This window comes from Chthoniobacter flavus Ellin428 (assembly GCF_000173075.1).
GTDB lineage: Bacteria > Verrucomicrobiota > Verrucomicrobiia > Chthoniobacterales > Chthoniobacteraceae > Chthoniobacter > Chthoniobacter flavus.
Window position 1 is genome coordinate 1 of sequence record NZ_ABVL01000013.1, and the last position, 22,448, is coordinate 22,448.

Annotated in this window: 16 protein-coding genes and 1 pseudogene; 8 read left to right on the top strand and 9 right to left on the bottom strand. The window is 61.4% G+C overall.

The genetic code is table 11. The features are described from left to right. Window positions 1-96: 96 nt before the first annotated feature. From CFE428DRAFT_RS19550 to CFE428DRAFT_RS19565, 4 genes are all read left to right on the top strand, one after another. Window positions 97-684, top strand: coding sequence for an IS1634 family transposase (locus tag CFE428DRAFT_RS19550; RefSeq protein WP_042725386.1), 588 nt, complete (start codon window positions 97-99; stop codon window positions 682-684). A 66-nt stretch (window positions 685-750) separates the two neighbouring features. Further along, window positions 751-2,115, top strand: a complete 1,365-nt coding sequence (locus tag CFE428DRAFT_RS19555) for a GntT/GntP/DsdX family permease (protein ID WP_083805248.1) — start codon at window positions 751-753, stop codon at window positions 2,113-2,115. Continuing rightward, window positions 2,108-2,755, top strand: coding sequence for a CPBP family intramembrane glutamic endopeptidase (locus tag CFE428DRAFT_RS19560; protein WP_006981356.1), 648 nt, complete (start codon window positions 2,108-2,110; stop codon window positions 2,753-2,755). Before CFE428DRAFT_RS19555 ends, CFE428DRAFT_RS19560 begins: the two co-directional genes overlap by 8 nt. Window positions 2,756-2,813: 58 nt before the next feature. Next, window positions 2,814-3,587: a sulfite exporter TauE/SafE family protein gene (locus CFE428DRAFT_RS19565; protein ID WP_006981357.1), complete on the top strand. Its 774-nt coding sequence runs from the start codon at window positions 2,814-2,816 to the stop codon at window positions 3,585-3,587. 321 nt (window positions 3,588-3,908) lie between these two features. On the opposite strand, the gene aroB is transcribed toward CFE428DRAFT_RS19565, so the two are convergent. After that, entirely contained in the window at window positions 3,909-5,021 is a 1,113-nt protein-coding gene (gene aroB / locus CFE428DRAFT_RS19570) for a 3-dehydroquinate synthase (protein ID WP_042725414.1), read from the bottom strand. Window positions 5,022-5,191: 170 nt separating this feature from the next. Here aroB and lysA point away from each other — a divergent pair, with 170 nt between their 5' ends. After that, entirely contained in the window at window positions 5,192-6,481 is a 1,290-nt protein-coding gene (lysA, locus tag CFE428DRAFT_RS19575; RefSeq protein WP_006981359.1) for a diaminopimelate decarboxylase, read from the top strand. Window positions 6,482-6,622: 141 nt separating this feature from the next. Continuing rightward, window positions 6,623-7,321 carry a DUF4410 domain-containing protein gene (locus CFE428DRAFT_RS19580; RefSeq protein ID WP_006981360.1) on the top strand — a complete coding sequence of 233 codons (699 nt, stop codon included), beginning with the start codon at window positions 6,623-6,625 and terminating at the stop codon, window positions 7,319-7,321. A gap of 51 nt (window positions 7,322-7,372) precedes the next feature. Here the strand turns inward: CFE428DRAFT_RS19580 and CFE428DRAFT_RS19585 are convergent, their stop codons facing one another. Both CFE428DRAFT_RS19585 and CFE428DRAFT_RS19590 read right to left on the bottom strand, forming a co-directional pair. Then, window positions 7,373-7,672: a DUF6799 domain-containing protein gene (locus CFE428DRAFT_RS19585; protein ID WP_006981361.1), complete on the bottom strand. Its 300-nt coding sequence runs from the start codon at window positions 7,670-7,672 to the stop codon at window positions 7,373-7,375. A 160-nt stretch (window positions 7,673-7,832) separates the two neighbouring features. Next, the gene (locus CFE428DRAFT_RS19590) at window positions 7,833-11,603 is read right to left on the bottom strand and encodes a PVC-type heme-binding CxxCH protein (RefSeq protein ID WP_006981362.1); all 3,771 of its coding nucleotides are present in this window, start codon (window positions 11,601-11,603) and stop codon (window positions 7,833-7,835) included. A gap of 303 nt (window positions 11,604-11,906) precedes the next feature. Between CFE428DRAFT_RS19590 and CFE428DRAFT_RS39935 the strand changes: the two are divergent. Next, window positions 11,907-11,972 (top strand): annotated as a pseudogene (locus CFE428DRAFT_RS39935) (twin-arginine translocation signal domain-containing protein); the annotation flags it as partial. Window positions 11,973-12,259: 287 nt separating this feature from the next. Next, the gene (locus CFE428DRAFT_RS19595) at window positions 12,260-13,288 is read left to right on the top strand and encodes a Gfo/Idh/MocA family protein (protein ID WP_237705526.1); all 1,029 of its coding nucleotides are present in this window, start codon (window positions 12,260-12,262) and stop codon (window positions 13,286-13,288) included. Between the two features lie 117 nt (window positions 13,289-13,405). Here CFE428DRAFT_RS19595 and CFE428DRAFT_RS34045 read toward each other — a convergent pair whose 3' ends face one another. The 6 genes from CFE428DRAFT_RS34045 to CFE428DRAFT_RS19625 all read right to left on the bottom strand — a co-directional run bounded on the left by CFE428DRAFT_RS34045 (window position 13,406) and on the right by CFE428DRAFT_RS19625 (window position 22,426). After that, window positions 13,406-16,126, bottom strand: a complete 2,721-nt coding sequence (locus CFE428DRAFT_RS34045) for a hypothetical protein (RefSeq protein ID WP_006981364.1) — start codon at window positions 16,124-16,126, stop codon at window positions 13,406-13,408. 542 nt (window positions 16,127-16,668) lie between these two features. Continuing rightward, window positions 16,669-17,640: a glycosyltransferase family 2 protein gene (locus tag CFE428DRAFT_RS19605; protein ID WP_006981365.1), complete on the bottom strand. Its 972-nt coding sequence runs from the start codon at window positions 17,638-17,640 to the stop codon at window positions 16,669-16,671. Next, window positions 17,633-18,448 (bottom strand): polysaccharide deacetylase family protein, encoded by an 816-nt coding sequence (locus tag CFE428DRAFT_RS19610; protein ID WP_006981366.1) that lies wholly within the window; start codon window positions 18,446-18,448, stop codon window positions 17,633-17,635. The genes CFE428DRAFT_RS19605 and CFE428DRAFT_RS19610 overlap by 8 nt, the downstream gene beginning before the upstream one ends. Then, window positions 18,445-19,281 carry an NAD-dependent epimerase/dehydratase family protein gene (locus CFE428DRAFT_RS19615; protein ID WP_042725388.1) on the bottom strand — a complete coding sequence of 279 codons (837 nt, stop codon included), beginning with the start codon at window positions 19,279-19,281 and terminating at the stop codon, window positions 18,445-18,447. The genes CFE428DRAFT_RS19610 and CFE428DRAFT_RS19615 overlap by 4 nt, the downstream gene beginning before the upstream one ends. Before the next feature lie 2 nt (window positions 19,282-19,283). After that, window positions 19,284-20,870, bottom strand: coding sequence for a GMC oxidoreductase (locus tag CFE428DRAFT_RS19620; RefSeq protein WP_006981368.1), 1,587 nt, complete (start codon window positions 20,868-20,870; stop codon window positions 19,284-19,286). Then, window positions 20,858-22,426 (bottom strand): hypothetical protein, encoded by a 1,569-nt coding sequence (locus CFE428DRAFT_RS19625; RefSeq protein ID WP_042725389.1) that lies wholly within the window; start codon window positions 22,424-22,426, stop codon window positions 20,858-20,860. The genes CFE428DRAFT_RS19620 and CFE428DRAFT_RS19625 overlap by 13 nt, the downstream gene beginning before the upstream one ends. Between the last annotated feature and the right edge of the window lie 22 nt (window positions 22,427-22,448).

A 22,448-nucleotide genomic window follows, 5' to 3' on the forward strand; every position in this document is an offset into this window, starting at 1 on the left:
AAAGGCCAAGCTGCGCGGGCAACCAAGAGCGGCTGCGCAAGAAGCTCGCGCAGATCGATGCCGCGTTGCGCAAAAAGCCGGCCCAAGTCACCCCGGGTGATCGAACGGCGCATCGGCAAATGGCTTGGGCGCAATACCGCCGCCGAAAAGCTCTTCGCAGTCGAAGTGCTCGTGGGAAAAGGCCGCGCGGTCGGACTGCGCGTCAGCGAAGACCCGAGCAAAACCGAATGGGCGCAAGCCGCCCATGGCGCCTATCTGCTGCGCACCAACTGCACCGAAGAAGATCCCGGCAAGCTTTGGCGTTGGTATATCCAACTGACGGAAGTCGAAGACGCCTTTCGGACCAGCAAGAGCGACTTGGGACTGCGCCCAGTCTTTCATCAAAAAGAAGATCGGGTGCAGGCCCACATCCTGGTCTGCTTCCTGGCGCTGGTCATGTGGCGCACCTTGGAACTCTGGCTCAAAGCCAAGGCCATGGGAGACACCGCTCGGCAAGTGGTGCAGGAACTCGGCACCATTCATTCCATGGACCTCTTGTTCAACGTCCGTGACCGCGGCGAAACCCGGCTGCGCCTAGTCAGCAAACCCGAACCGCTGGCCGCCGATCTGCTGGCTCACTTGGGCCTGAAACTGCCCACGCGTCCGAAAATCATCGAAAATGTAGTGGAGAAAAACCGCCTTTAATCAACGTAAGCCCTTCAAAATCAACCCAACTAACTTCGTAACTGTCGAACTTGGGCTAGCGCGCTGCTGCTCGTCGCAGCCATCGCGATCGTCGCTCTCGTCCTGCTCATCGCGAAATTCAAGCTCAACGCGATCATCTCCATTACCATCGTTTCGCTGCTCCTGGGACTGGCCGCAGGCATGGAACCCAAGCACGTGGTCGATGCCTTCGGCGAAGGCGTCGCCCACACGATGGCGCAGTTGGCCATGATCATCGGCCTCGGCACGATGCTGGGCAAGATGCTCGCCGAATCAGGTGGCGCCACCGTAGTCGCTTCGGGAATCACTCGTTTCTTTGGTACAGAACGAGTCGACTACGCAATGATGGTGGCGGCCTTCATCATTGGCGTTTCGGTGTTCTTCCAAGTTGGGTTACTCCTGCTCGGCCCGATTGCCTTTGCCCTCGCTCGCGAGACCAAGACTCCCATTCTGCGGATCGGCCTTCCGCTGGCCGCCGGGTTATCGACGGCCCACGGGCTCATTCCTCCGCATCCAGGACCGCTGGCCGCCATTGGTATTCTTGGAGCCGACGTAGGCAAAACGATCGCCTGGTCCCTGCTGGTCGTGGGTCCACCGGTGGCGCTCGTGACCGGTCCGCTCCTCGCCCGCTGGGTCACACCTCGCGTGAAGGTCGGCTTCGCCGGACTCGGTGAAAGCGCAAGCGCCAAGCCGAGCGCTCCGCACACGCCTGGTTTTGGCATCAGCATTTTCACCATCCTGTTGCCCGTTCTGCTCATGCTCGTCAAAACGGCGGTTGAACTGCCTTGGTTCGCGAATGGCGCTGTCGCCGGCACGTGGCAGGCGGATTTCCGGATATGGGCCGAGTTCATCGGTGACCCCACGGTGGCGATGCTCGTCGCTGTCCTCTTCTCCTTCTGGAGTTTCGGGCGTGCCTGTGGGCTCAACTCCCACCAGATTCTGCGTTTTTCCGAAGACTGCCTCGCCCCCGCGGCGGGAGTGTTGCTGGTCATCGCCGCAGGCGGCGGCTTCAGTAGAGTCCTGAATGATTCAGGCGTCGGCAAGGCATTGGCGGATGTCGGCGGCCATTTGCACATGTCGCCCCTGCTCCTCGGCTGGCTCATCGCGGGCATGCTGCGTGTCGCCGTCGGATCTGCGACGGTCTCCGTCCAAACCGCTGCCAGCATCATGCTGCCTTTCGTTCAAGCCGACCCACACATCAACAAAGAACTCCTCGTCCTCTCCATGGGCGCCGGTTCGCTTGTCCTCTCGCACGTCAACGACGGCGGCTTCTGGCTGGTGAAGGAATACTTCGGCATGGACATTCCGCAAACCCTCAAGACCTGGACGGTGGTGGAAACAGGCATCGCCGTGATGTCCATCACGCTCATCCTGATCGTGAATTCGCTGCTGCCCTTGTTCCATCATGCCTGAGCGCGGCACGGCGGCAGATCGGAAAGCGCTCCACGGTTTCCTTTTCTTCGCCCTGCTCATCGCGGCGACCTTCGTGCCGATCTTTCGCACCTGGCCGCTCATCTGGATCGCGCCCCTCGCCGGCTACTTTGCCCTCGCGAGGCTGGTGCGGCCGTTGCGAGCGACGTTTACCGGCTGGGCATTTGGCCGGGTAAACGCGACCGCCGTGCTCGCCACCGTCGGCATTGCGATTTTGTCTTCGGTGACTTTGCTGCTGTTCCAGCATTGGTCGCGACCGGATCTGCACGCTTACGCTGCCGCTCTACCAAAGCTGCCCGGCGATGAGATCATCATCGCCGGCATCGTCTTCGCGATCCTCAATGCCTTCCTCGAGGAACTGATCTTTCGCGGCATCCTCTTCACCGCCATTGAGTCGCAGGTGAGCACGCCGATGACGGTGATCGTTACCGCCGCGCTCTTCGGCTACGGCCACATGCACGGGTATCCACCCGGCCCGCTCGGCGCCGTGCTGGCGGGCATCTACGGTCTGATGCTCGGCTGGCTCCGGGTCTTTACCGCTGGCCTCGGTCTGCCCGTGCTCGCTCACATCGTCGCCGACGCAACCATCTTCCTGATCGTGTTACGGGCCGGATTACTTTAGCAGCGGACCTCGCGCGAGGCTTGCGCCCCTGCGCGAATTCTGGAAAGTGCGCGACCTCATGTCTGGATACGAAATTTTCGCCCTTGTCGCCTCGGCCACAGCCGCAGGAGCGATCAATGCCATCGCCGGGGGCGGCACTTTGCTCACCTTTCCCACGCTGCTGCTCTGCGGCACGCCGCCGATTGTCGCCAATGCCACGAGCACCCTCGCACTGGTCATCGGCACGACGGGCAGCATCTTCGGCTTTCGCCAGTACATCGCGGCGATCAAAAAATGGCTGGTCCGTTTCGTCCCCGTAAGCCTCGTTGGCGGATGGCTGGGAAGCTGGTTGCTCACCCATACGAGCGACAAATTTTTCGCCCGGCTCGTTCCGTTCCTGATTCTTTTCGCTACGGTGCTCTTTCTCGCGCAGAACCTCTTTCGCCAGATGGCCAAGCGCGAGGCTGCCACGCCGCACAAAGGGCAAACCGGCTTGTGGGTGGCGATCGTCTTCCAGTTCGCGGTGGCTGTTTATGGCGGCTACTTCGGCGCGGGCATCGGCATCCTCATGCTGGCTTCGCTCGGCTTCCTCGGCCTCTCGAATATCCACGAGATGAACGCCCTCAAGAACGTCCTCGGCTCGCTGATCAACCTCGTGGCCGCCGTGGTCTTCACCTGCAGCGGACTCATCGACTGGCAGAAGATGGGCATCATGACGGTTGGCGCGCTGGCCGGCTACTGGCTCGGCGCGCACTACTCCCAACGCCTGCCGCAGATCGCCGTGCGCCGGTTGATCACCGGCATCGGCTTCGCCATGTCCGCGGTCACCTTTTGGAAGCAGTTCCACCATTAGGAAAAGCGCAGAGCCGCAACCAAAGATTTTTTAAACGCAGAGGCCGCAGAGACGCAGAGAAGAAGTGTAAGAGGGACTGGTGGAGTAAAAACCGCTAATGGACGCTAATGGACGCGAATCGGAAACGCATTCATTTCCCTCCTCTATTCGTGTTCATTGGCGTCCATTCGGGGTCAAAAAATCTGCGCAGGCTGCGTACCTTTTCCAAGTTAGCACCGAAGAGGCAGAAGAGGCCGGGCACCCAAATCGAGGGCACTACGAAAGCTTCCTCTCTGCGACCTCTGCGCCTCCGCGTCTCTGCGTTTTAAAATTCTCCCGACGTCAATGCAGCACCGACCGCACGACCTCATGGACCAGCGCCCAATCGACGTTCTCCACCTGTTGCCATGCGCCGACGGTGGTCGGTAAAACGAAGACGTTCTTTCCGTCGCGGAATTTCTTGTCCATCTGCATCGCCCGCACGACGCGGTCGAACAGCCCCGGTTGATCGGCAAAGGAAATCGGCAACCCTGCGCGCTCGATGAGCTTCTGCAAACGATCGAGGAAGGACTGTGGGCACACCCCCAACTTCACCGCCAACCGCGTCGCGGCGATCATGCCAATGGCGATGGCCTCACCGTGGGTCAGCGCGTAGTCGGCGCTCAACTCCAGTCCATGCCCGATGGTATGGCCAAAGTTGAGCACATTGCGGATGCCCTTCTTATCGAACTCGTCCTGCTCCACCACGCGCGCTTTCAAGGCGACGCATTGCGCGACGATATCCGTGAGCACCGTCGGGTCCAAAGCCAGCAGCTTCTCCAGATCGCCGCGCTCCAATTGCTCGAAAAGCGACGCCGAGCACACGCCACCGTACTTGATGATTTCGCTCGTCCCACTCCGCACTTCGCGAGGATCGAGCGTGCTCAACAGATCGAGATCGCAGACCACCAACCGCGGCTGGTTGAAGATGCCCATGATATTTTTCACACCGCCGAAATTCACCGCGACCTTGCCGCCGACACTCGAGTCCACGGCGGCGAGCAGTGTCGTGGGCATCTGCACGAACGGCACGCCACGACGAAAAACTCCCGCGGCAAATCCACCGAGATCTCCGACGACCCCGCCGCCGAGCAAGATCACCAGCGGAACCGATCCCGTATCCGGAAACGCCTTCAGCAAGGCCGCACATGTCGACGAGAATTCATCCCAATTCTTCCCCTCTTCGCTCGCCGGAATATCGTGCCGCACCACGCGACGAAACTCCGCCGCCTCCAGCGCCGCTCGCACCCGGTCAAAATACAACCCGCCGACCTGCGGATTGGTAATGATGAACGCATCCGCCTGCCGCATCCCATGGGACCGCAAGATCTTCCCGAGCACGGGCAGCAAATTGTTCCCGATCGCGATCGGGTAACTGCGCGGGCCAAGATCGATTTCAATACGGGCGGAATTCATGGAAAAGACATTCTCGATTGCCAATTGCCGATTGCCAATTGCGGATTGCAGCAACTTCGTCATTCGTTCCCGCGTAGCGGAATCATTCGTCATTCCGCATTCGGCATTCTCCCTCCAATCCCCGGCTTGCACCCTCGCCCGGGTTCATCGCATGCTTCGCCCCCTTTTCCATGAATCACCCGCCCGCCCTGCTCCGCTCGCTCGCCGAAAAAGTCGGCACGCCCTTCTGGCTTTATGACGCCCGTGTCATCCGCCAGCGGATCGCCGACATCCAATTCCTGACCGATACGGAGGGCGTGCAGGCGCGGTTTGCGATGAAAGCCTGCCCGGCGACCAAGGTGCTCAAGGAGATGAAGGCGGCGAACATCTGGATCGATGCCGTCTCCGGCAACGAAGTGCTCCGCGCGCTCCGGGCCGGACATCCGACTGGACATCAGCCGCCAGTCATCTGCCTGACCTGCGATGTCTTCCGCGACAACGCGCTGCCGGTCGTGCTCGAAAACGGCATCCTGCCGAACATCGGTTCGCCCGGACAAATCGCCGACCTGAAGAAGGCCGGCTACAGCGGCCCGATCTCGGTGCGCGTGAATCCCGGCTTCGGCCACGGCCACGTGAATGCCTGCGATACCGGCGGTCCGAGCTCGAAGCACGGCATCTGGCTCGAGGATTTGTTCGCCACCAAGGAAATGGCCGACAAGGCGGGTCTGGAGATCACCATGCTGCACGCCCACATCGGCAGCGGTCCGCAATTTCAGGAACTGCACGACAACCTCACCCGCCTCGCCGCGGAATTCGTCACGCTGCTGGAGAAGTTTACCAAGGTCAACACCATCAGTCTCGGCGGTGGCATTCCGCACAACTACCGCGACCACGGCGCCCAAGTGCCGATCGAACCGCTGCACGAACTCTTCGCTTCGTGCCACCAGCGACTCGTCTCCAAGGCGCGTCGGGACCTGCGATTGGAAATCGAACCGGGCCGCTACTATGTCGCGCCGGGGTGCACGCTGGTTACTAGAGTGACCGATGTGAAGCAGACTCGCAGCAACGAAAAAGGCAGCGGCGCGACCTTCGCCATGGTCGATGCCGGCTTCGTCGATCTCGTTCGCCCGGCGATGTACGGCAGCTATCACGCCATCGATATCGTGGGCAAGGACGACGAAGACCCGAATGTCCCGCGCGAGCCCATTGTGGTCGCCGGCCCGCTCTGCGAGAGCGGCGATATCTTCACCCGTGACGATCGCGAATTGCTCGCCCCGCGCCTTCTGCCCCGTCCCGCCGCGGGCGACCTGCTCACCCTGCGCGATGCCGGCGCCTACGGTTACGCCATGTCGAGCAACTACAACTCCATCGGCCGCGCCCCGCAGCTCTGGCTGGAGGACGACGGCAGCGTGGAGATCATCTCGCGCCGCGAGAACATCGACGATTTGCTGAAGGCGGAGACCAGCGAACGGCTGGCTTGATGGGAGGAATAGGAGGTATGGGATCCTATCCCTCCTATTCGTCCTATGCCTCCTATCGGTCCTATTTGGTGGAATCGCCCTGCCCATCGCAATAGATTGCCACGGCCACTGGGCGCTATATAAGCGTTATAAAGTGTAGCTATGAAAAACATCGCTGTCGGTCTGGTTCCCATCGCCCTCCTGCTTCTTTCCTCGTGCGCTTCGGTCAGTGTGAAGGGCGAGCATCGAGAGGCCAGCAAGCCGGTCCAGAAGCCCGCGAAGATTTATGTGGCTGCTTTCGACACGACGAAGGGCGCCTATAAGATCGCCGGCACAGAAGCCAAAGACCCCGAGTCGTTCAAACACAAGACCGCGGAGACGCTGGCCAATTACGTCACGAAGTGCGTCAACGAACACGTCGTCCCGGCCGAACGTGCGGCCGATGCGCATCGACTGCCGCGCCAGGGTTGGCTGATCACGGGCGAATTCCTACGCGTGAACACCGGCAATCGCGAATTGCGGGCCCTCGTCGGTCTGGGCGCCGGTGGCTCCAAGATGGAGACGCGGGTCTCGGTCATCGATCTTGCCGGCAATGGCAAACCGTTCCTGACTTTCGAAACGACCGGCGGCAGCAACGCCATGCCCGGCTTGCTCGAAAGCTCCGGTCCCGGCAGCGCGGCGATGAGCATGACCACGCAATCCATGATGGGCGTGACCGACGATGCGGCACGCACTTCACGCATGATCGCCGGCGAATTGAATACCTACATGATGGAGCGCGGCTGGATCGCGAAGGGCAAGAAATACTCGGTGAAGAAGCTTGGGGAGTATCAGCTCATTCACGAGCAGTACTTCCATTAGGCCGGGTCTTACCGCCGGGAACCCGGTTGACGACCAAGTCCCCGGCCTTGGTTATTGCCCACCACCGTGCAAGGACCTGGCATAGGGCTTCATCAGCATGCCCTCGGTCGAAACCATATCGCCGCTTTTCAGGTAGACGGTCTTACCCTTGGCGTCGGTGTAGGTACCGACGCAACACACTTTGCAACCGTTCTTCATCGTCACGTCCCTGGTCATGGGCGTGACTTTCATCATCTTGCCGTTGAGCATGATATACATGGGATCGGGGCCGGCCATGGCGGTGGCGCCGAGGCAGAGCACGGCGGCTGCGGAGAGCGCCATGCGGGTGAGCTTCGAAGTTTTGGCAATCATAGGTATGCTGGTTGTTGATGTGGAGTTCGCGGGTGAGACATCACCGCACACAAGGACAACGAAGAGCGCTGCAATCCGATTGCATCAGTTCGAATGATTTTGCTCTCCACCGGCGCCCGATCCAACGGCCTTCAAAAATCGGAGGCGTCCTCCCCAGGGCCTACGGCGCGCCGCCGCCGGCTTTCATCGGCAGCGGTTGGCTCGTGCGCAGGTAGGTGAAGAGGTCGCGCACTTGCTGATCGCTGAATGCGTCGAGCAGGCCTTCGGGCATCAGCGATACGCCGGCATTCTTCATCTCGGCAATCTGGGTGCGGGGCAGTGACACGTTCTGGCCATCGAGCCCGCGCAGGACGACGACTTGCGGATCCTGTTCGGCGAGGAAGCCGTTGATGATCCGGCCATCCTTCGTGGTGACGAGAAAGTTCTCGTATCCTTCACGAATTTCCGCGCTGGGATTGACGATGTTGAGCAATAGCGTGTCGAGGTCGTCGCGCTTGAACTTGGTGAGATCGGGGCCGACCTGTCCGCCTTGATTGTGCAAGGTATGGCAGGCGCCGCAGGTCCCCATGAAGACGGTGTAACCCTTGTAAGGATCGCCCGTGCCGCCATCGCGCAGCATCACGCCGAGGCGCTTGATCTTCTGCGTCATCTCGGCGGTCGTGGAGCGACCGGCCAAACCCCAGATCTTTTCCGTGCGAGCCGGCAGATCATCGGACGTGAAGAGCTTGATCTTGCGCACCACTTCCAACGGCACTTCGGCGTGCGGGATACCGCCACTTTCCACGGCACTGACGAGCTGTGCTGCGTAATTGGCCCGGCGGGAAAGCAGGCTCAGCGCCGCGGATTGCGAGGCCTTGCCCAGCTTCGGAAAATCCGTCACGACGCGTTTGGGAATCTCCGCGTCATCGTAGGGCGAGAGCGCGCCGAGCGCCGCTTTGCGCAGCGATTCGTCCTTCGACTTTTCGATCACCCCGAGCAGCACCGGCACGCTGCCAGCCGCTTTGACTTCGCCCAGGATGGTAATGTACTCCAACCGCGTCTGCGCCTTCGCCTTTTCATCGGCGATGGTCTTGAACGCCTGCTCCACCGCCCCGGCGTCGCCCTGGCGCAACGACAGCGCCACGGAGCCGACATGATGCCGCTGCATCGCGATGACCAATTGATCCGGCAACCCGGAGAGCGGGCGCCCCTTGAACGCCTCTTCGAAGCCGGTCATGAGAATTTTCGAATGCTCCGCCGTGGGCGACATATCGAAGATGCTCGCGCAGGTCACCAGGTCCTTGCGCGAACCGGTCTGCGCATAGCGGCGCATGAGGCGCGAGAGGATGTCCTGCTTGACGATCGCGCGATCCCACAGCGGCGAGTCATGGAACATGGCGAGCACCGCATCACGATCCTTCGCCGCCTTCGCCTCGATGGCCCACCAGAGCAACAGCGGTTCACGCGGATCGGCCGCGTCTTCATCGTGATTGAGCAAGGCGCGCACGATCGGCAAATCCTGCTTCGCCGGGAGACGTTTCGCCGTGCAGGCGAATTGCGCGCGCGCCTCGACATTCGGCTCATGTTCCGCCACCTCGGCGAGCTTCTGCGCGACCTCCGGAGTCACGGTGTTTTCATCGCCGAGCAACCGCGCCGTCCACAGCCGCACGAAGGGGTCCTTGTGATCGAGCAGATGCACTGCGGCCGGTGCATCGAGGCCGCCACTGCCGTGCAAGGCCCAAAGCAATTCAAGCGCATATTGGCCGTCACTTGTGTCGAGTTGCTTCTTCAGGTCGGGCACGATCGAGGCGTCGTGACGATCGGCAATCAACCGCTGCACCGTCTGGCGCACCCACTTGTTCGGGCTGTGCAAGTCGTCCACGAGCTGGGTGATGCTGTGCGCGCCGTAATCGACCGGCGGGGCCGGCTTTGCATCCTTTTCGCGCAGGCGATAGATGCGCCCGCGAGCGAGGTCGAGGCCGCCCTGCTGGAGATCCGAGTAGGTGCGATTGTGCGCGAGCTGCGGCACGTACCAGTCGCAGAGATAGATGGCGCCGTCCGGACCGGCCTTGATATCCACCGGACGGAACCACGGATCCGAGCTGGTAACCGGCCGCTGCAGATCGTGCGTCTTGAAAGTCGAACCCAGCGGCGTGATCTCGGTCTCCACCACCTGATTTTGCAAGGGCTCCGGCCCAAACAAATGCCCGGCGTGCGCCGCGCTGAACGCCCCGCCCTCGTAGATGAGGAAGGTATGCGAGAAGCGCTGCACCTTCTCGTGCTGCATCATGTCAAAATAGCCGAAGGTGTAGGGATTCGAGAGCGGGCCGTGCTTGTCGAAGCCCTTCTTGAGATACGCACCTTGCATGTAGTGGAAGCCGCGCGTGTCTCCGCCATTGTGGCCGGAAAAGATGCGGCCCTTCGAATCCATCTCCACGCCGAAGGTATTGCCGCCGCCCTCGCAGAAGACCTCGAACTTGCGGGTCTCCGGCTGGTAACGCCAGATGTCCTGTCCTTCGATCTCGGCGATCGGTTCCTTGTCGATACCCGGGCGGATGATCTTGGCCGTGACCGTGCTGCCGTGCGCCCCGTAGAGCCAGCCGTCCGGACCCCAGCGCAAGCTGTTCGCCACCGAGTGCGTGTCCTCGATGCCGAAGCCCGCGAGGTGCACCACGGGATCCCCCGACGGTTTGTCCTCACCCGGCTTCACGGGATAGAAAAGCAGATACGGCGGATTCAGCACCCACACACCGCCGCGGCCGCGCTCGACCGAGGTGCAGATATTGAGACCATCAAGGAAGACGGTGTGCTTGTCGTAAACGCCGTCGCCCTTCGTGCTCTCGTGAATGGTGATGCGATCGTGGCCGGGAATCTGGTGCGGCGGAGGCGGCGGCACCTTGTCGTACTGCGCGCGCCAATAGGTATCGTGGCTCAGCACCTTGAGACCGGCGGGCTCGGGATACTGGCGATACTCGACGACCCACATACGGCCACGTTCGTCGAAATTGATGAAGAGCGGCTTCACCACATTCGGCTCAGTCATGAGTTGCTCGAGCACGAAATCGTCGGCCACCTTGAATGTCTGCATCGCCTCACTCGGCGTGGACGCCGCGGCGTTCGTCTGACCCGGGCGCAGCTTCTGGGTCACACCCGGCACCGGCACCGCACGGCCCAGCGCCCAGAAGACGCCGTTGAGCAGCAGCTTGCGGAATTGCGGGAGCTCGAAGTCCTCCGGCGCGCCGAGCGAGGTGTAGAAGACGCGGCGGTTGTCCTTGGTGTTCACCCACGCGATGGGCTGGGTCTCGGATTTGCCGTCGATCGCGATGCGCGCGGTCATGAGCGGCGTGACCCACGCGGGCAGGTCGGGATTCTTGTAAAGATGCGAGGTGATCTTGAATTCATCCGGACCGATGCCGGCGAGCACCGGATGCTGGGTCTGCGCAGGAACGATTTTGGCCCACGTCTCCAGGTTGTGCGCGTAGTGGTTGTTGTAATTGCCGCCGAGAATCTCGTGATCGAATTCCGGCCAATCGGCATAGCCCGCGGGCGGCTTGGCGTTCTTGTCGCGCAGGGCAAAGGCGTGGCTGGCCGTGCGAATGCCGACCACCGGTTTGCCCGCCGCAATGTGCGCACGAATCGCCGCCATCACCGCCTGCGAAGGCGTGTGCCGGCGCACGCTGATGAAGAGCAGATCCGCATCCTTCAGCGCCTCGATATTTGGGAAGTCGTTGCTCGTGTCGTCCGGCAGGACGGAGAACGTGCACTCCACGCCGCGCGGCTCGAGTTCCGCCTTGGCGAAGGCGGGGACGGTGGTCTTGGTATTGTATTCCGGCTCGCCGATGAGGAAGAAAATGTGCGGCGCTTTGGGGGCGGGTGCCAGGTCCGCCGCGCGAGCGGGCACGAGCGAGACGAGGGTAAGGACGAGGAGGGCGAAGAAACGTCTAGGAGTCATGGGGAGTTAACACAGGGTGGAACTGCCTACAGAGCGTTCCCTTTGGAGAAACTTTCTTTATGCGGCAATTTGCTGACATCCACTCGGAGCCGGGTTGCCGTCATGCCGATGGGATGATGTGAAACCATCACATATGATGCAGTGGAATCTTCAATACGTATCTATCGGGAATCACAAAAAGAGCGTGCTTTTTAACCAACTCGCTGCAAAACCAATCAAAGAAGCATGCGCGCGGCGGCTTATTCAGTGTGCCCGCCCGACGGGCTTTTATTTCCCCATCATCCCAACCACCTCCCTGAATCCATGAGTCTTATTCTCCCTACTCGTCGCGACTTTCTCAAGGTCTCCACCGCCGCTGCGGCCATGGCTGCGGCCGGCGTGCACACCAGCATGGGTGCGCCCGATCCCTCGCGCAAACTGAAGATCGGCTTTATCGGCTGCGGCGGTCGCGGCACCGGCGCGGCCTCGCAAGCGCTGCAGGCGGATAGCAATGTCGAACTGTGGGCCATGGGCGATGCCTTCCGCGATCCGATCGACAAATCGCTCGAGTCGCTCAAGACGTTGCTCAAGGACAAGCCGGAAAAATTCAACGTCGCCGAGAGCGCAAGTTCGTCGGCCTCGACGCCTACCAGAAGGTCATCGATAGTGGTGTGGACGTGGTCCTTCTCACCACCACGCCGGCGTTTCGCCCCATGCACATCAAGGCCGCGATCGAGGCGGGCAAGCACGTCTTCGCCGAGAAGCCGATGGCCGTGGACGGTCCGGGCCTGCGCTCGGTGATCGAGAGCGCGAAGAAGGCGAAGGAGAAGAATCTCGCGCTGGTCGACGGCTTCGTCTGGCGCTGGACGCAGGCGAATCGCGAGGCTTACAAGAAGCTCCACGAGGGCGCGATCGGCGACATCAGGACGATCTATTCCAGCTACTACACGGGTTCGGTGGATCGCTATCCGAAATGGAATCGCACGAACACCAAGACGGACCTCGAGTGGCAAATCCGCCGCTGGTACTATTTCACCTGGCTCTCGGGCGATCACATCGTCGAGCAGGCCATTCACAGCATCGACAAGATGCTCTGGACGATGAAGGACGAACCGCCGGCCAGCGTGGTCTGCGTGGGCGGACGCCAGGCGCGTCCGGGCGCGCTCCCGCCGGGCAAATACCAGCTCGGCAAGGCCGATGGCACCACCACGGATGTGGAATCCGCGGGCGGCGAATACGGCAATATCTACGATCACTTCGGCGCGGAATTCCGCTGGGAGAATGGCGTGAAGGGCTATCATTTTTGCCGCCAGATCGGCCGCTGCTACAATGCGAACACGGACGAAGTCGTCGGCTCGAAGGGCGTGTATCAAGGCGAGAGCGCGAGCAAGCGTCACGTCATCATTCACAGCGACAATCCGTGGCGCTACCAGGCGCCGTCGGGAGTGAAGGACAACGGTTACCAGACCGAGCACGACGAGATGTATGCCTCGATCCGGGCCAACAAGCCGATCAACACCTCGGAGCGTTTCACCAAGACGACGATGACCGCGATCATGGCCCGCATGGCCGCCTATAGCGGCAAGGAAGTAACCTGGCAGCAGGCCATGGAATCGAAGGAAGATCTCTTCCCGAAAGACCTCAAGTGGGATTCGAAGCTGCCCGTGGCGCCCGTGGCGATTCCGGGCGTGTATGAATTGACGTAAGCGAGCGGCAGTTCGTCTGTCGTCCTGAGCGGAACTCGCTCAGCAAGCACATTCGAAGAACCCCGAGGACCAACCATCATGATCGCTGGTGAAGCCTCGGGGTTCTTTTTTTGCCCGCTACCAGTTATTCCCCACGCCTTTGGTCACCGTGTAACCTGTCCCCGCGGAATTGATGAACGTGCCGGAGATCGCGGAGTAAATGGTCACCGCGTCAAACGTCCCGGACCCAGCCGCGCCGGCTTTGATATTGATCCCATAGGTCGCCGCGCCCTTGACGTTGATCCCGTCGAAGACCACGCCTGCCTGGCTGTAACCATTCTCGCATTGTACCTGGATGCCCGAGTAAGAGGCATTGTAGACATCGATGTCCCAGAGGTTGATCGGCGCGTTGAAGCTGGCGGTATTGGCATCCACACCGATCGCCCCAGCTTGCGTGCTCCAATACGTAAACGTCCCGCCGCAGCGATACAGGTCGATGTTCTGCGCGGTCGTGGTGGGGGCAAAGGGGTAGGAATTGAACCCCTGGTCGATGAAGAGACCGAAGTCGGTGACGGTGTCGTAGACCTCGCAATTTTTGACCACGTTGTTGTAGCCGCCGTAAACGGCAATGCCGTTGGCGAACCACGGCGACTGTACAGTGCAGTCGGTGACAGTGTTGTTGAAATCCGGCGATCCGCCGGTGTAGGGCGCCGAAAAGAGCGCGATCCCGTCGTCGCCGCTGTTGCGGATGCAGGTGTTCTTGATCGTTGAATTCCGCGTGCCGGTGTTGAGATTGATGCCGTCACCGTAAAGGTCGCGCATCCGCAAATTGTTGAGCACCACGCCGTTGGCCGTCACGGTCGCGTTACCCACCCACATCCCGAAGCCGAAGTGCTCCACCCAGAGATTTTGCAGCACGGTATTCGTGCCGAAACTTCCCACGAAACAGGTGCCACCGTTGCCGCGATCGTTGGCCGCGCCGATCAGGGCGAAATCGGAGAACTGCACGTTGGTGCCGATATTGAAACCGCAGGCGGCGGAATTCGGATAGATGAGTTTCGAATACCACATGCCAGCGCCGTTCATCTTGATGTTATAGATATAGAAGCCGTTGCTGACCTGGAACGTGCCCGGCGGAATCCATAAGCCCTTGCCCGAGGTGCGCGCAGCCGTCCACGCTTGGGTGATGGCGGCTGCGCTGTCCGTGGCACCAGTGGGATCGGCGTTGTAAGGCGCATCGGTGATTGAAATGTAATTCGGCGGTTCGGTCAGCGCCGCGGGTGCTTGCTCCAACTCGATGAAATCGATGGTGTAATAAGAGGCCGTATTCGCGGCGTCTTTTTGCAGTTTCACCGTCGCGCCCGCCGGAATGGGATTAGTGAGCAACGCGGAGACTTCATCGTAAAGATGGCGCGCCGTGCCTGCGGTAGGATCGTTGGACCAAGTGTTATTGATGTAACTGCCGTAGACCCAGCTATAGCGCGACGTCACATTGAGGGCCTGGGCAAAGGTCCCATTGACGTAGAGATTGAGCGTCGAATCGATTCCGCCACCGGTCGCCGCATCGGGAATGCTTAGCCGCACGACGATGGCATTGGCCGCCGCCTTGGAGGTGATCTGCACGTATTGCCCCGTGCTGTTCAGGATCACGGCCTGGCGGTTCGACGCCTCGGCTTGCGCGGTTCCTTCGGTCACGCCGGGGCCGATCACTGTGCCGTTGGTCGTGCCATTTTCCGCCTCGTAAGTGATCCACGGCACCGTCGCGCCGTGCACGGTTTCAAAGCTCCACCAACTGCTGGTGAACCCTGCCGGCACGGAGGTGCATTCCGCATAACCCAACAGATCCTGCACATTCATGAACGTGCCCTTCCACAAATTCTCGATACGGTAAAAATAACTACTTTCCACGGTGATGACCCATTTCTCGCTCGCCCAAACCAGCGCACCCGGGCCGCACTCCACCCAGGCAAGCTGATCCTGGTTGTTCATGTAGTGGCCGGTGTAACGATTCTGGATCCGGCATTGTCCATTGCCGATAGCCAGCAACGCCCACTGCGAAGTCTGATCGCTCCAACCCGGCATTTCGTAGATCACCTTGCCACCGACCTCGGAAAGATACTTGCCGGTCCATTGATTCTTGATCCGCACCCAGGGCTGCGCGGAAAGGCGGAAGCCGTTGAGAATGGCGATGGCTTGCCCGTTATCCACGCCGGTGCCTTTGATCACCACATTGCCGCTGGCATCCGAGCGCACCGACATTTGACCGGAGAATTTCGCATCGGCGTCAGCGTCGGTGGTAAAGCTGTAGTGATTGGTGAAATTGACCGTGGCGCTGCCGGCCAGCGATCCGGTGGTGGTATCGGTAAAGGTCACATTGCCGCTGAAACTGTTATCGTAGGCGTATAACTGCAGCACATATAACGTCGATGGCTGCAATCCCGAGATCGTCAGCCACTCGTAAGTGCCGGCAGTGAGATTGTATCCGGCGAAGGATTCATACAGCGGGCCTTCGGTGAAGCCCGCGCCGCCGCCGGTCAGCGCCCCGCGATCCGCCCACGAGTGCGTGAGCGTATTGGCGCCAGCGGTCGTTCCTCCGACGAGGCTCACTGTCACCGTGCCGCTCGGCGCGATCTTGGGATCGGCGCCGGTGAGCGTCGCGGAAACGGCCTCGGTCCCACTCGGAGAGCCGGTGACATTGTAGACACTGCCACCCATGAGCGGCGGGCTGCCGGTATTGGGCGTAAATTGAACCTCGAGCTGGCCGAGCGCCGAGGGCGAAGCCGGAAGCAGGGCAAGGAAGGCAGCGAGCAGCGCAGCGGGAAAGAATGCCACGCGATGCAGAGAGGACTTGGTCTTCATAGGGGGAAGAATCCTGCGTTGTGGGATCGGGAGAGCCGCTCGTCTATCGCACGCGCCGTACGGGGCGCGTGTATCGATCGGCGGCCTGCTCAATTTATTGCCGGGGCTGGTGGCGGTGGCTGTAGATACGGCGCTCCGCCGCCGTCCCGGGAACTCTGCAAGCGACGCGCTATCCCACGCTCCCCAACGGTCACTGACCTGATCTTTATACACAAGTTGCGATATCCGAACGCAGCTGTCTTGCGACTCTCTCCTCGCGGTCATTCTGAGCGGAGCGCCCCGGGGGCAAGGCGGCGGGGCGCGGAGTCGAAGAACCCGGTCGAACAACCAGCGAGCCGCCTCTGGAGCTGCGTTGTAAACGCAACCGAACAACCAGCGAGGATCGCACGTGAGCGGCGGGGTCCTTCGACTGCGCGCTCCCCACTGGCCCGCGAGCGCTCCGCTCAGGATGACACCGCGGGGAGAGACGCTATCCCTTCGCCAAAGCGGAATTGCCCGAGACGTGTATAAAGCTCAGGTCACAAACCGCCGCTACAGCCGGCTCATTCCCCTGTCTCCATCAAATCGCTGATCGGCGCGTCGGGCTTGTCCATCATGTCGAGCACCACGGCTTGCAGGAGCATTTGGAAACCGAGGATCATCGGCAACATCGCCAATGCAACGGTACCGGCGCTTTGCTCGTGGCCGTACATCCAGTTGTGGCTCCAGCGCCAGACACCGAAGGCGCCGCCGCCGAAAAACAGGAACGCGCCGGTGATGAGGAAGACGGTGACGATGTTGATGTCGTAAATGAAGTAGCGCCACCAGATGCGATGCACGAGACCGGCGGCGAGCTTCGAGGGGAACGTCACCAGTGCGCGCATCGGACTCAGCGAACTATTTTCATCCGCATACTTCGCTGGGATGGGCACGTCGATGGCGATGGCGCGGATGACGTTGAGCTGAATGAGCAGGCTGATCTCGAAGAAATAGCGCGGGGCGAGGAGGTGAAAATTCAGCATTCGCAGCGCATTGGCCCGCAGGGCGAAATAGCCATTGGTCGGATCCGACAAATGCCAGAAACCACTCGCCGCCTTGCTCAAGAGCGTGAGACCGAAATTGCCGAAGCGCCGCACGAAGGGCATGGCCCGCAAGGCCCGCAAATCGTAGAAGCGATTGCCCTTGGAGAAATCCGCCTGGCGCGAGACCAGCGGGGCGATGAGGCGCGGCAGGTGTTTTGCCTCCATCTGGCCGTCGCCGTCCATCTTCACCATGATGTCCGCGCCAAGTTCGAGAGCGGTCTTGAAGCCGGTGATCATCGCGCCGCCCACACCCTGGTTCTGCTCGTGGAAGACAATGGTGAGCTTCGGCTCGGCGCGCGCCTGGCGAAGAAATTCGCCGGACTTTTCCGGGCAGCAATCATCGACCGCGACCACGAAATCCGCGACGGCGAGCACCGACTTGACGACCTCCACGATCTTGTCGCGCACGCGGTAGCAGGGAATGACGACGGCGATCTTGGGGCGATCAGACATGGGCAAGCGTGGGAAGAAACTCGCGATATGGCATGATGCGGAATCCGGCGTCGAGGATGGATTCGAGCCGGCGGAGGGTCCCCCCGCGGTTGAAATAGAGCAGCGTGTTCAGCAGGCGGCTGCCCCCTACCCCGCGCGACATCACCCGCTCCTGCGCGGTGTCGATGTCGTAAGGATGAAAGTAGCCGACGATGGCGGTGTCCGCTTCGGCATGATCGGTGAAGCGCCGCTGAATGGAGCCAAAGGGCAGGCAGCGGAAGTATGTCCCCGCCCCGACTGGCACTTCGAGGCCGAAGAACGGGCTGAGCGTGACCGGCACCTCGAGCACGCCGTGGAGGCGGCGCGGCTGCAGCCCGAAACCGGGCCAGCCGTGCAAGGGATTCTTCGCCGGCAACACGCTGCTCGAATAGGTGAAGCCGAGTTCGGCGAGGATTTCGTAGGCCCACTGCTGCTTCTCGCCGAGCGAGAGAATCGGCGCACGAAAACCCTGGACCGGTGTGGTCGCGAACTCGGCGAGCGCATCGAGATTGCGCCGCAGGTCGTCGCGCAGAGTATCCGGATTCCGTTCGTTGAGCGGGATGTGATCGAAGGTGTGGCAGGCCAGTTCGTGTCCCTCGGCGGCGAGGGCACGAATGACCGATGGAAATTTTTGCGCGATCTCGCCGACGATGAAAAACGTGGCCTTCATCTCCCGGCGGCGCAACAGGGCGAGATAACGCTCCACGAGTTCTGGCAGGGGCGTGCGCTGGAACTCGGCGCGTTCGGCGTAGAATTCCTCGAGGTCGATGCTGAACAGAAACGTCTTCACGCGAAGGGGCGGAACGTCACCTGAGGGAGTTCCGGCAAGGCAAATTCCGGCGCAGGATTCTGGAACACAATGCCGATGAGGCTGTCGCTCCGGAAGGGCGCGGGCAAGCCCAGGGTCTCCAGAGCTTTCAAGCCGGCGTGCATGAGGCGCCAGGGAATCGGCACGAAAGTGGGGCGATTCCCCTGCTTGTCCGCCATGCGCTGAAGCAGGCTGCGCAGGGAAATTTTCTCCGGATGCGCGGCGGAAATGGCGTGCGAGATCGACGGTGCATCGGACTGGCAAAGGGCGAAGACCAGTTCCGCGAGGTCCTCGTCAAAGACGAGGTACTGAATGTAAGAGCCATCACCGATCAACGGGATGAAACGGCCGCTCGCCGCCCGCTCCAGGGAGCGCATCAATGAACCGGAGGTATTCGACCAGACCAGGCCGGGACGCACGACCGCCCAACCCAATTCCAAGGCAGCGGCTTCGACTTCGAGTTTGGCCTGTCCGTACAGCGAGCGGCAGCCGGGAAAGGAACTGAGCGAAGAAATGAAGACCGCGCGCTTCACCCCTGCCTCCCGGGCCGCGCGTAAAAGGCCGATGCTGCCGTCGACATTGATCTCGTGGATTTTCCCTGGGCTTTTCGGACGGAAATCGTAGGCGCAATGCACGAGAGCATCGACCTCGCCCCACGGCAGGCTCCATGGATCGTCGCCGAGTTGGTAGGGCACGCGTTGCGCGTAGGTCACGCTGCGGCGGCCAAAGCCCAGCACGTCCCACCCGTGCGCCCGGAAGCAGCGCGCCATCGCAGAGCCGACATGCCCGGCGGCACCTGTAATCGCACAGCGCATGATCAGAGTTTCGCCGCCTCGGTGGCGATGCGGTGCGCATTGGCCATGACGGTGAGAGTAATGGTCGTGGCGGGAATGCTGGGGAAGACGGAGGCGTCGAGCAGGTGCACGCGAGCGAGGCCGGTCGGTTGGCCGAGGACGTCGGTCTCGAATTTTCCCGGGCGCGAACGCATGGGGAAAGTGCCGCCCGAATGATAGCTGCGGCCGGGTTCCGCGAATTGCATCGCCGGCACAACCGGCGCACCACCGAGGAAGCGGGCATTGGCCACCAACTTGAGCCCCGCCCGAATGCTCGCCCACCACGCGCGCCGGCTGGGTTGCGGCTCGACGTGCAGGTGTGGCTGGCCGGCGGCATTCCGGCGCAACGAAATATTCAGCCGTCCGGAATCGCGCGAATGCAGGAAGCCTTGCACGACGAGCAACCGGCCGAACAACTGCTCGGCCACCCACGGAATGCGTAGGAAGAAGCGCAACGGCGTCTCCATCAAGGCGCGCTGGAGAAAATCGCTGTAGCTGAAAATCTCGAGATGCACGAGGTGCCGGCTGATGGCTGGATCCTCGATCTCCACGAAAGCCTGGACCAGCGAATGCAGCTCTTCCTGGCGCACATCGGGGGTTCTCCGCAGCCGGAAAAACGGGTAGATGAAATACTGGCTGTCGAGCATCTCCACCGTTTGATCGAAGGCTCCGAGGGAATTCAGGACCAACCCGGCGGTGGGCAGCACACCGGTGCCGACGAAGGCGCGCTCGGCTTCGAACGTCACCGTCTGCTGGCGCTCCAGATCGCGGGCGATGATGGTGACGCCATTCGCGGTCGGCTCCAATTTCTCGACGCTGTGTCGATCAATGTAAGTGACCTTCTTCTCCTCGATCAATCGGCGCAGCGTGGATGCCGTGGAATAGATGAGCCCGTACGGACAACCGTAAAGGCAGAGCCCGCAATGCACGCACCCGAGGCCTCGCGCCTCGTCCGCCGCCGTGACCGCGACGCGCGAACGGCCAAAGTGCAGGCCCGCGCGACGCAACGGTTCACGATTCGCCCGCAGGTCGGCGAGAAATTCGCCGGCTTGTTGCGAGGGTCGCAAATCCTGGCCGCGATCCGTATAGGTCGGCAGCAATTCGGCCAACTCATCGTTCACCGCGCTGGTCGGCATGAAATCGAAGACGGCACGATAATGCGGCTCGAGGTCGGCCACGGAAATCGGCCAGTCCTCGATGTCCGCCGCGCGCGAAGGAAGCTGCGAGGCGCCCCAGACATTGCTCAAACCACCGCGCGCTTCGGAATAGTGAAAGGGCGGCTCTTCGGCGGAATCCAGAAGCGTCCCATTCGTGGCGTACGGATAATCCGAGCCGTAGTTGAGCTTCACATGAATCGAACCCTGGCGCGTTTTCTGGTCACCGCCACGGAGCGCATCCAGATCCGCCGCCGGCCATTGCCCAGGCGGCAGCTTGCCGAGGCGATCGAGAATCTCCTGCCGCTCTTTCTCCAGCTTGCGACCCGCGTCGAGGATGGTGACGGGCAGGCCGCGATTGGTGAGCGCCACCGCGGCGGAGATGGCCGCCGGACCGGAACCGATTACGTAGAACATGCGCGGGATGTTACCCGACGATCACGCCAGCCCTTCCAGAGATCGGCGGCGTAATCAAAGAGGAAGAAGAAGTAGAGGAGGAAGAAGGGTTCGTAGACAAAGCGAAAGCGACCATTCGTCACGCCCACCATGCACGACACATACAGACCGCCGAGGACCGTGAGCACCCAGGCAAAGTGGAACGGGCGCAACTGCGAGGGCCGCAGAATCGCCGCGAACATGCCCAGGAAGCCAAGGATGTAGAAGAAAGGCACGCCCGGCAGGGTGTGTCGCCAGTCACCCACACCACCATAGAAATCGTGCACCCACCGCTTTTGATCCAGGTGCCGGTCGGGCATGCGGAAGTGGATGAGATATTTGTTCCAGTTCTTTTGATAGCGGGTGAACCAGGCCACTTTCGATGAGCGGTAATGCTCCTTCAGCCAGTCAGGGATTTGCTCCAGGGTGATCGGCCGGCCGGTGAGACCGTGGCCGAGGACGGTGGTCATCCAGTCCTTCATGGTAAGCGCCTCGCGCTGATTCTCCCACAGCGAACGCTTGTCCCAGCAGTAGGCGCTCCAGGCATCCACCGCCAAACGAAACTTGATCCACGGCTCCATCAGGGTCTTGACCGGTTCCGCCTTGAGCGTCTCCAGGCAGAGGCCGCGCACGATGCGCGCCTCCTCGGGCGCCTGCTTCTTGCGGCCCTGAAAACGCTCGGCGACGTAGTTGCCCACCGCCGTGTTGATGTCTTTTGAAACGCGCACCAACTGCGTGGGGAATTCCACCGAGCGGGCGCGCGCCTTTTGCCGGATGGGAAGAATGCGCGGCATAATGCCCGGCTCGGTCGCGGATTCGGTCGGTGCAAAGCGAATGAGCGACGCGTAGACAAGCGACGAGACGTCGCGATCGCCACCGACGTGAAAGGCGACCTGGAAGGTGATCACCACCGCGGCCACGGCCACGGCCATGCGCCACCACTGCTTCCAGAAAACGAGGAAGGTGAGCAAGCCCGCAAAGAGCAGGAAGGTTTTCGATTCCAGACGCGTGCCAAAAACGAGCACGAGGCTGACCATGAACCAAGCCAGCCGGCCCAGCGTCGGACGCCGGGCCAGGAGCGTTCCGGCGAGGAGCATCACGAGGGTGAAGAAGAGGAACTGCGCCTCCCCCATGATGGTATGCTCGTACCAGATGATGAACGGATTCGCGCCGAAGAGGATCGTCACTGGGATGATAGCGACGCGCCAAAAGCGGAACCAGAACCGGACCAGCGCGCCGACGATGAGGATCGCGATCAACCCCATCACGTGCTGGGCCACGGCGATGGTGACAGTCGCCGGCGCAGGCAGCAAAAAGGCGGCACTGAAAAGCACGGGGGTGAGATAGGAGCGCTTGTGGTGGATGTAAAAGTGGTGGTCCTCGATGATGCGCTGGGTCGTGACGAGATAGTCGGAGCTATCGTACTGCACGTAGCCGTTGGGCATGCACCACATCACCGCCGCGCGAATGGCAAAGCCGATGAGCAACGCCGGCAGGCACCAGCGCAGCACTTCGCGGAAGGTTTGCTTCCAGCTCACATCGGTACTCGCGGAGACTGCC

What these genes read in the sequence shown, in the direction of transcription:
- CFE428DRAFT_RS19560 (WP_006981356.1), top strand. Translation starts at nt 2,108, where the DNA reads ATGCCTGAGCGCGGCACGGCGGCAGATCGGAAAGCGCTCCACGGTTTC.
- CFE428DRAFT_RS19565 (WP_006981357.1), top strand. Translation starts at nt 2,814, where the DNA reads ATGTCTGGATACGAAATTTTCGCCCTTGTCGCCTCGGCCACAGCCGCA.
- aroB (WP_042725414.1), bottom strand. Translation starts at nt 5,021, where the DNA reads ATGAATTCCGCCCGTATTGAAATCGATCTTGGCCCGCGCAGTTACCCG.
- lysA (WP_006981359.1), top strand. Translation starts at nt 5,192, where the DNA reads ATGAATCACCCGCCCGCCCTGCTCCGCTCGCTCGCCGAAAAAGTCGGC.
- CFE428DRAFT_RS19580 (WP_006981360.1), top strand. Translation starts at nt 6,623, where the DNA reads ATGAAAAACATCGCTGTCGGTCTGGTTCCCATCGCCCTCCTGCTTCTT.
- CFE428DRAFT_RS19585 (WP_006981361.1), bottom strand. Translation starts at nt 7,672, where the DNA reads ATGATTGCCAAAACTTCGAAGCTCACCCGCATGGCGCTCTCCGCAGCC.
- CFE428DRAFT_RS19590 (WP_006981362.1), bottom strand. Translation starts at nt 11,603, where the DNA reads ATGACTCCTAGACGTTTCTTCGCCCTCCTCGTCCTTACCCTCGTCTCG.
- CFE428DRAFT_RS34045 (WP_006981364.1), bottom strand. Translation starts at nt 16,126, where the DNA reads ATGAAGACCAAGTCCTCTCTGCATCGCGTGGCATTCTTTCCCGCTGCG.
- CFE428DRAFT_RS19605 (WP_006981365.1), bottom strand. Translation starts at nt 17,640, where the DNA reads ATGTCTGATCGCCCCAAGATCGCCGTCGTCATTCCCTGCTACCGCGTG.
- CFE428DRAFT_RS19615 (WP_042725388.1), bottom strand. Translation starts at nt 19,281, where the DNA reads ATGCGCTGTGCGATTACAGGTGCCGCCGGGCATGTCGGCTCTGCGATG.
- CFE428DRAFT_RS19620 (WP_006981368.1), bottom strand. Translation starts at nt 20,870, where the DNA reads ATGTTCTACGTAATCGGTTCCGGTCCGGCGGCCATCTCCGCCGCGGTG.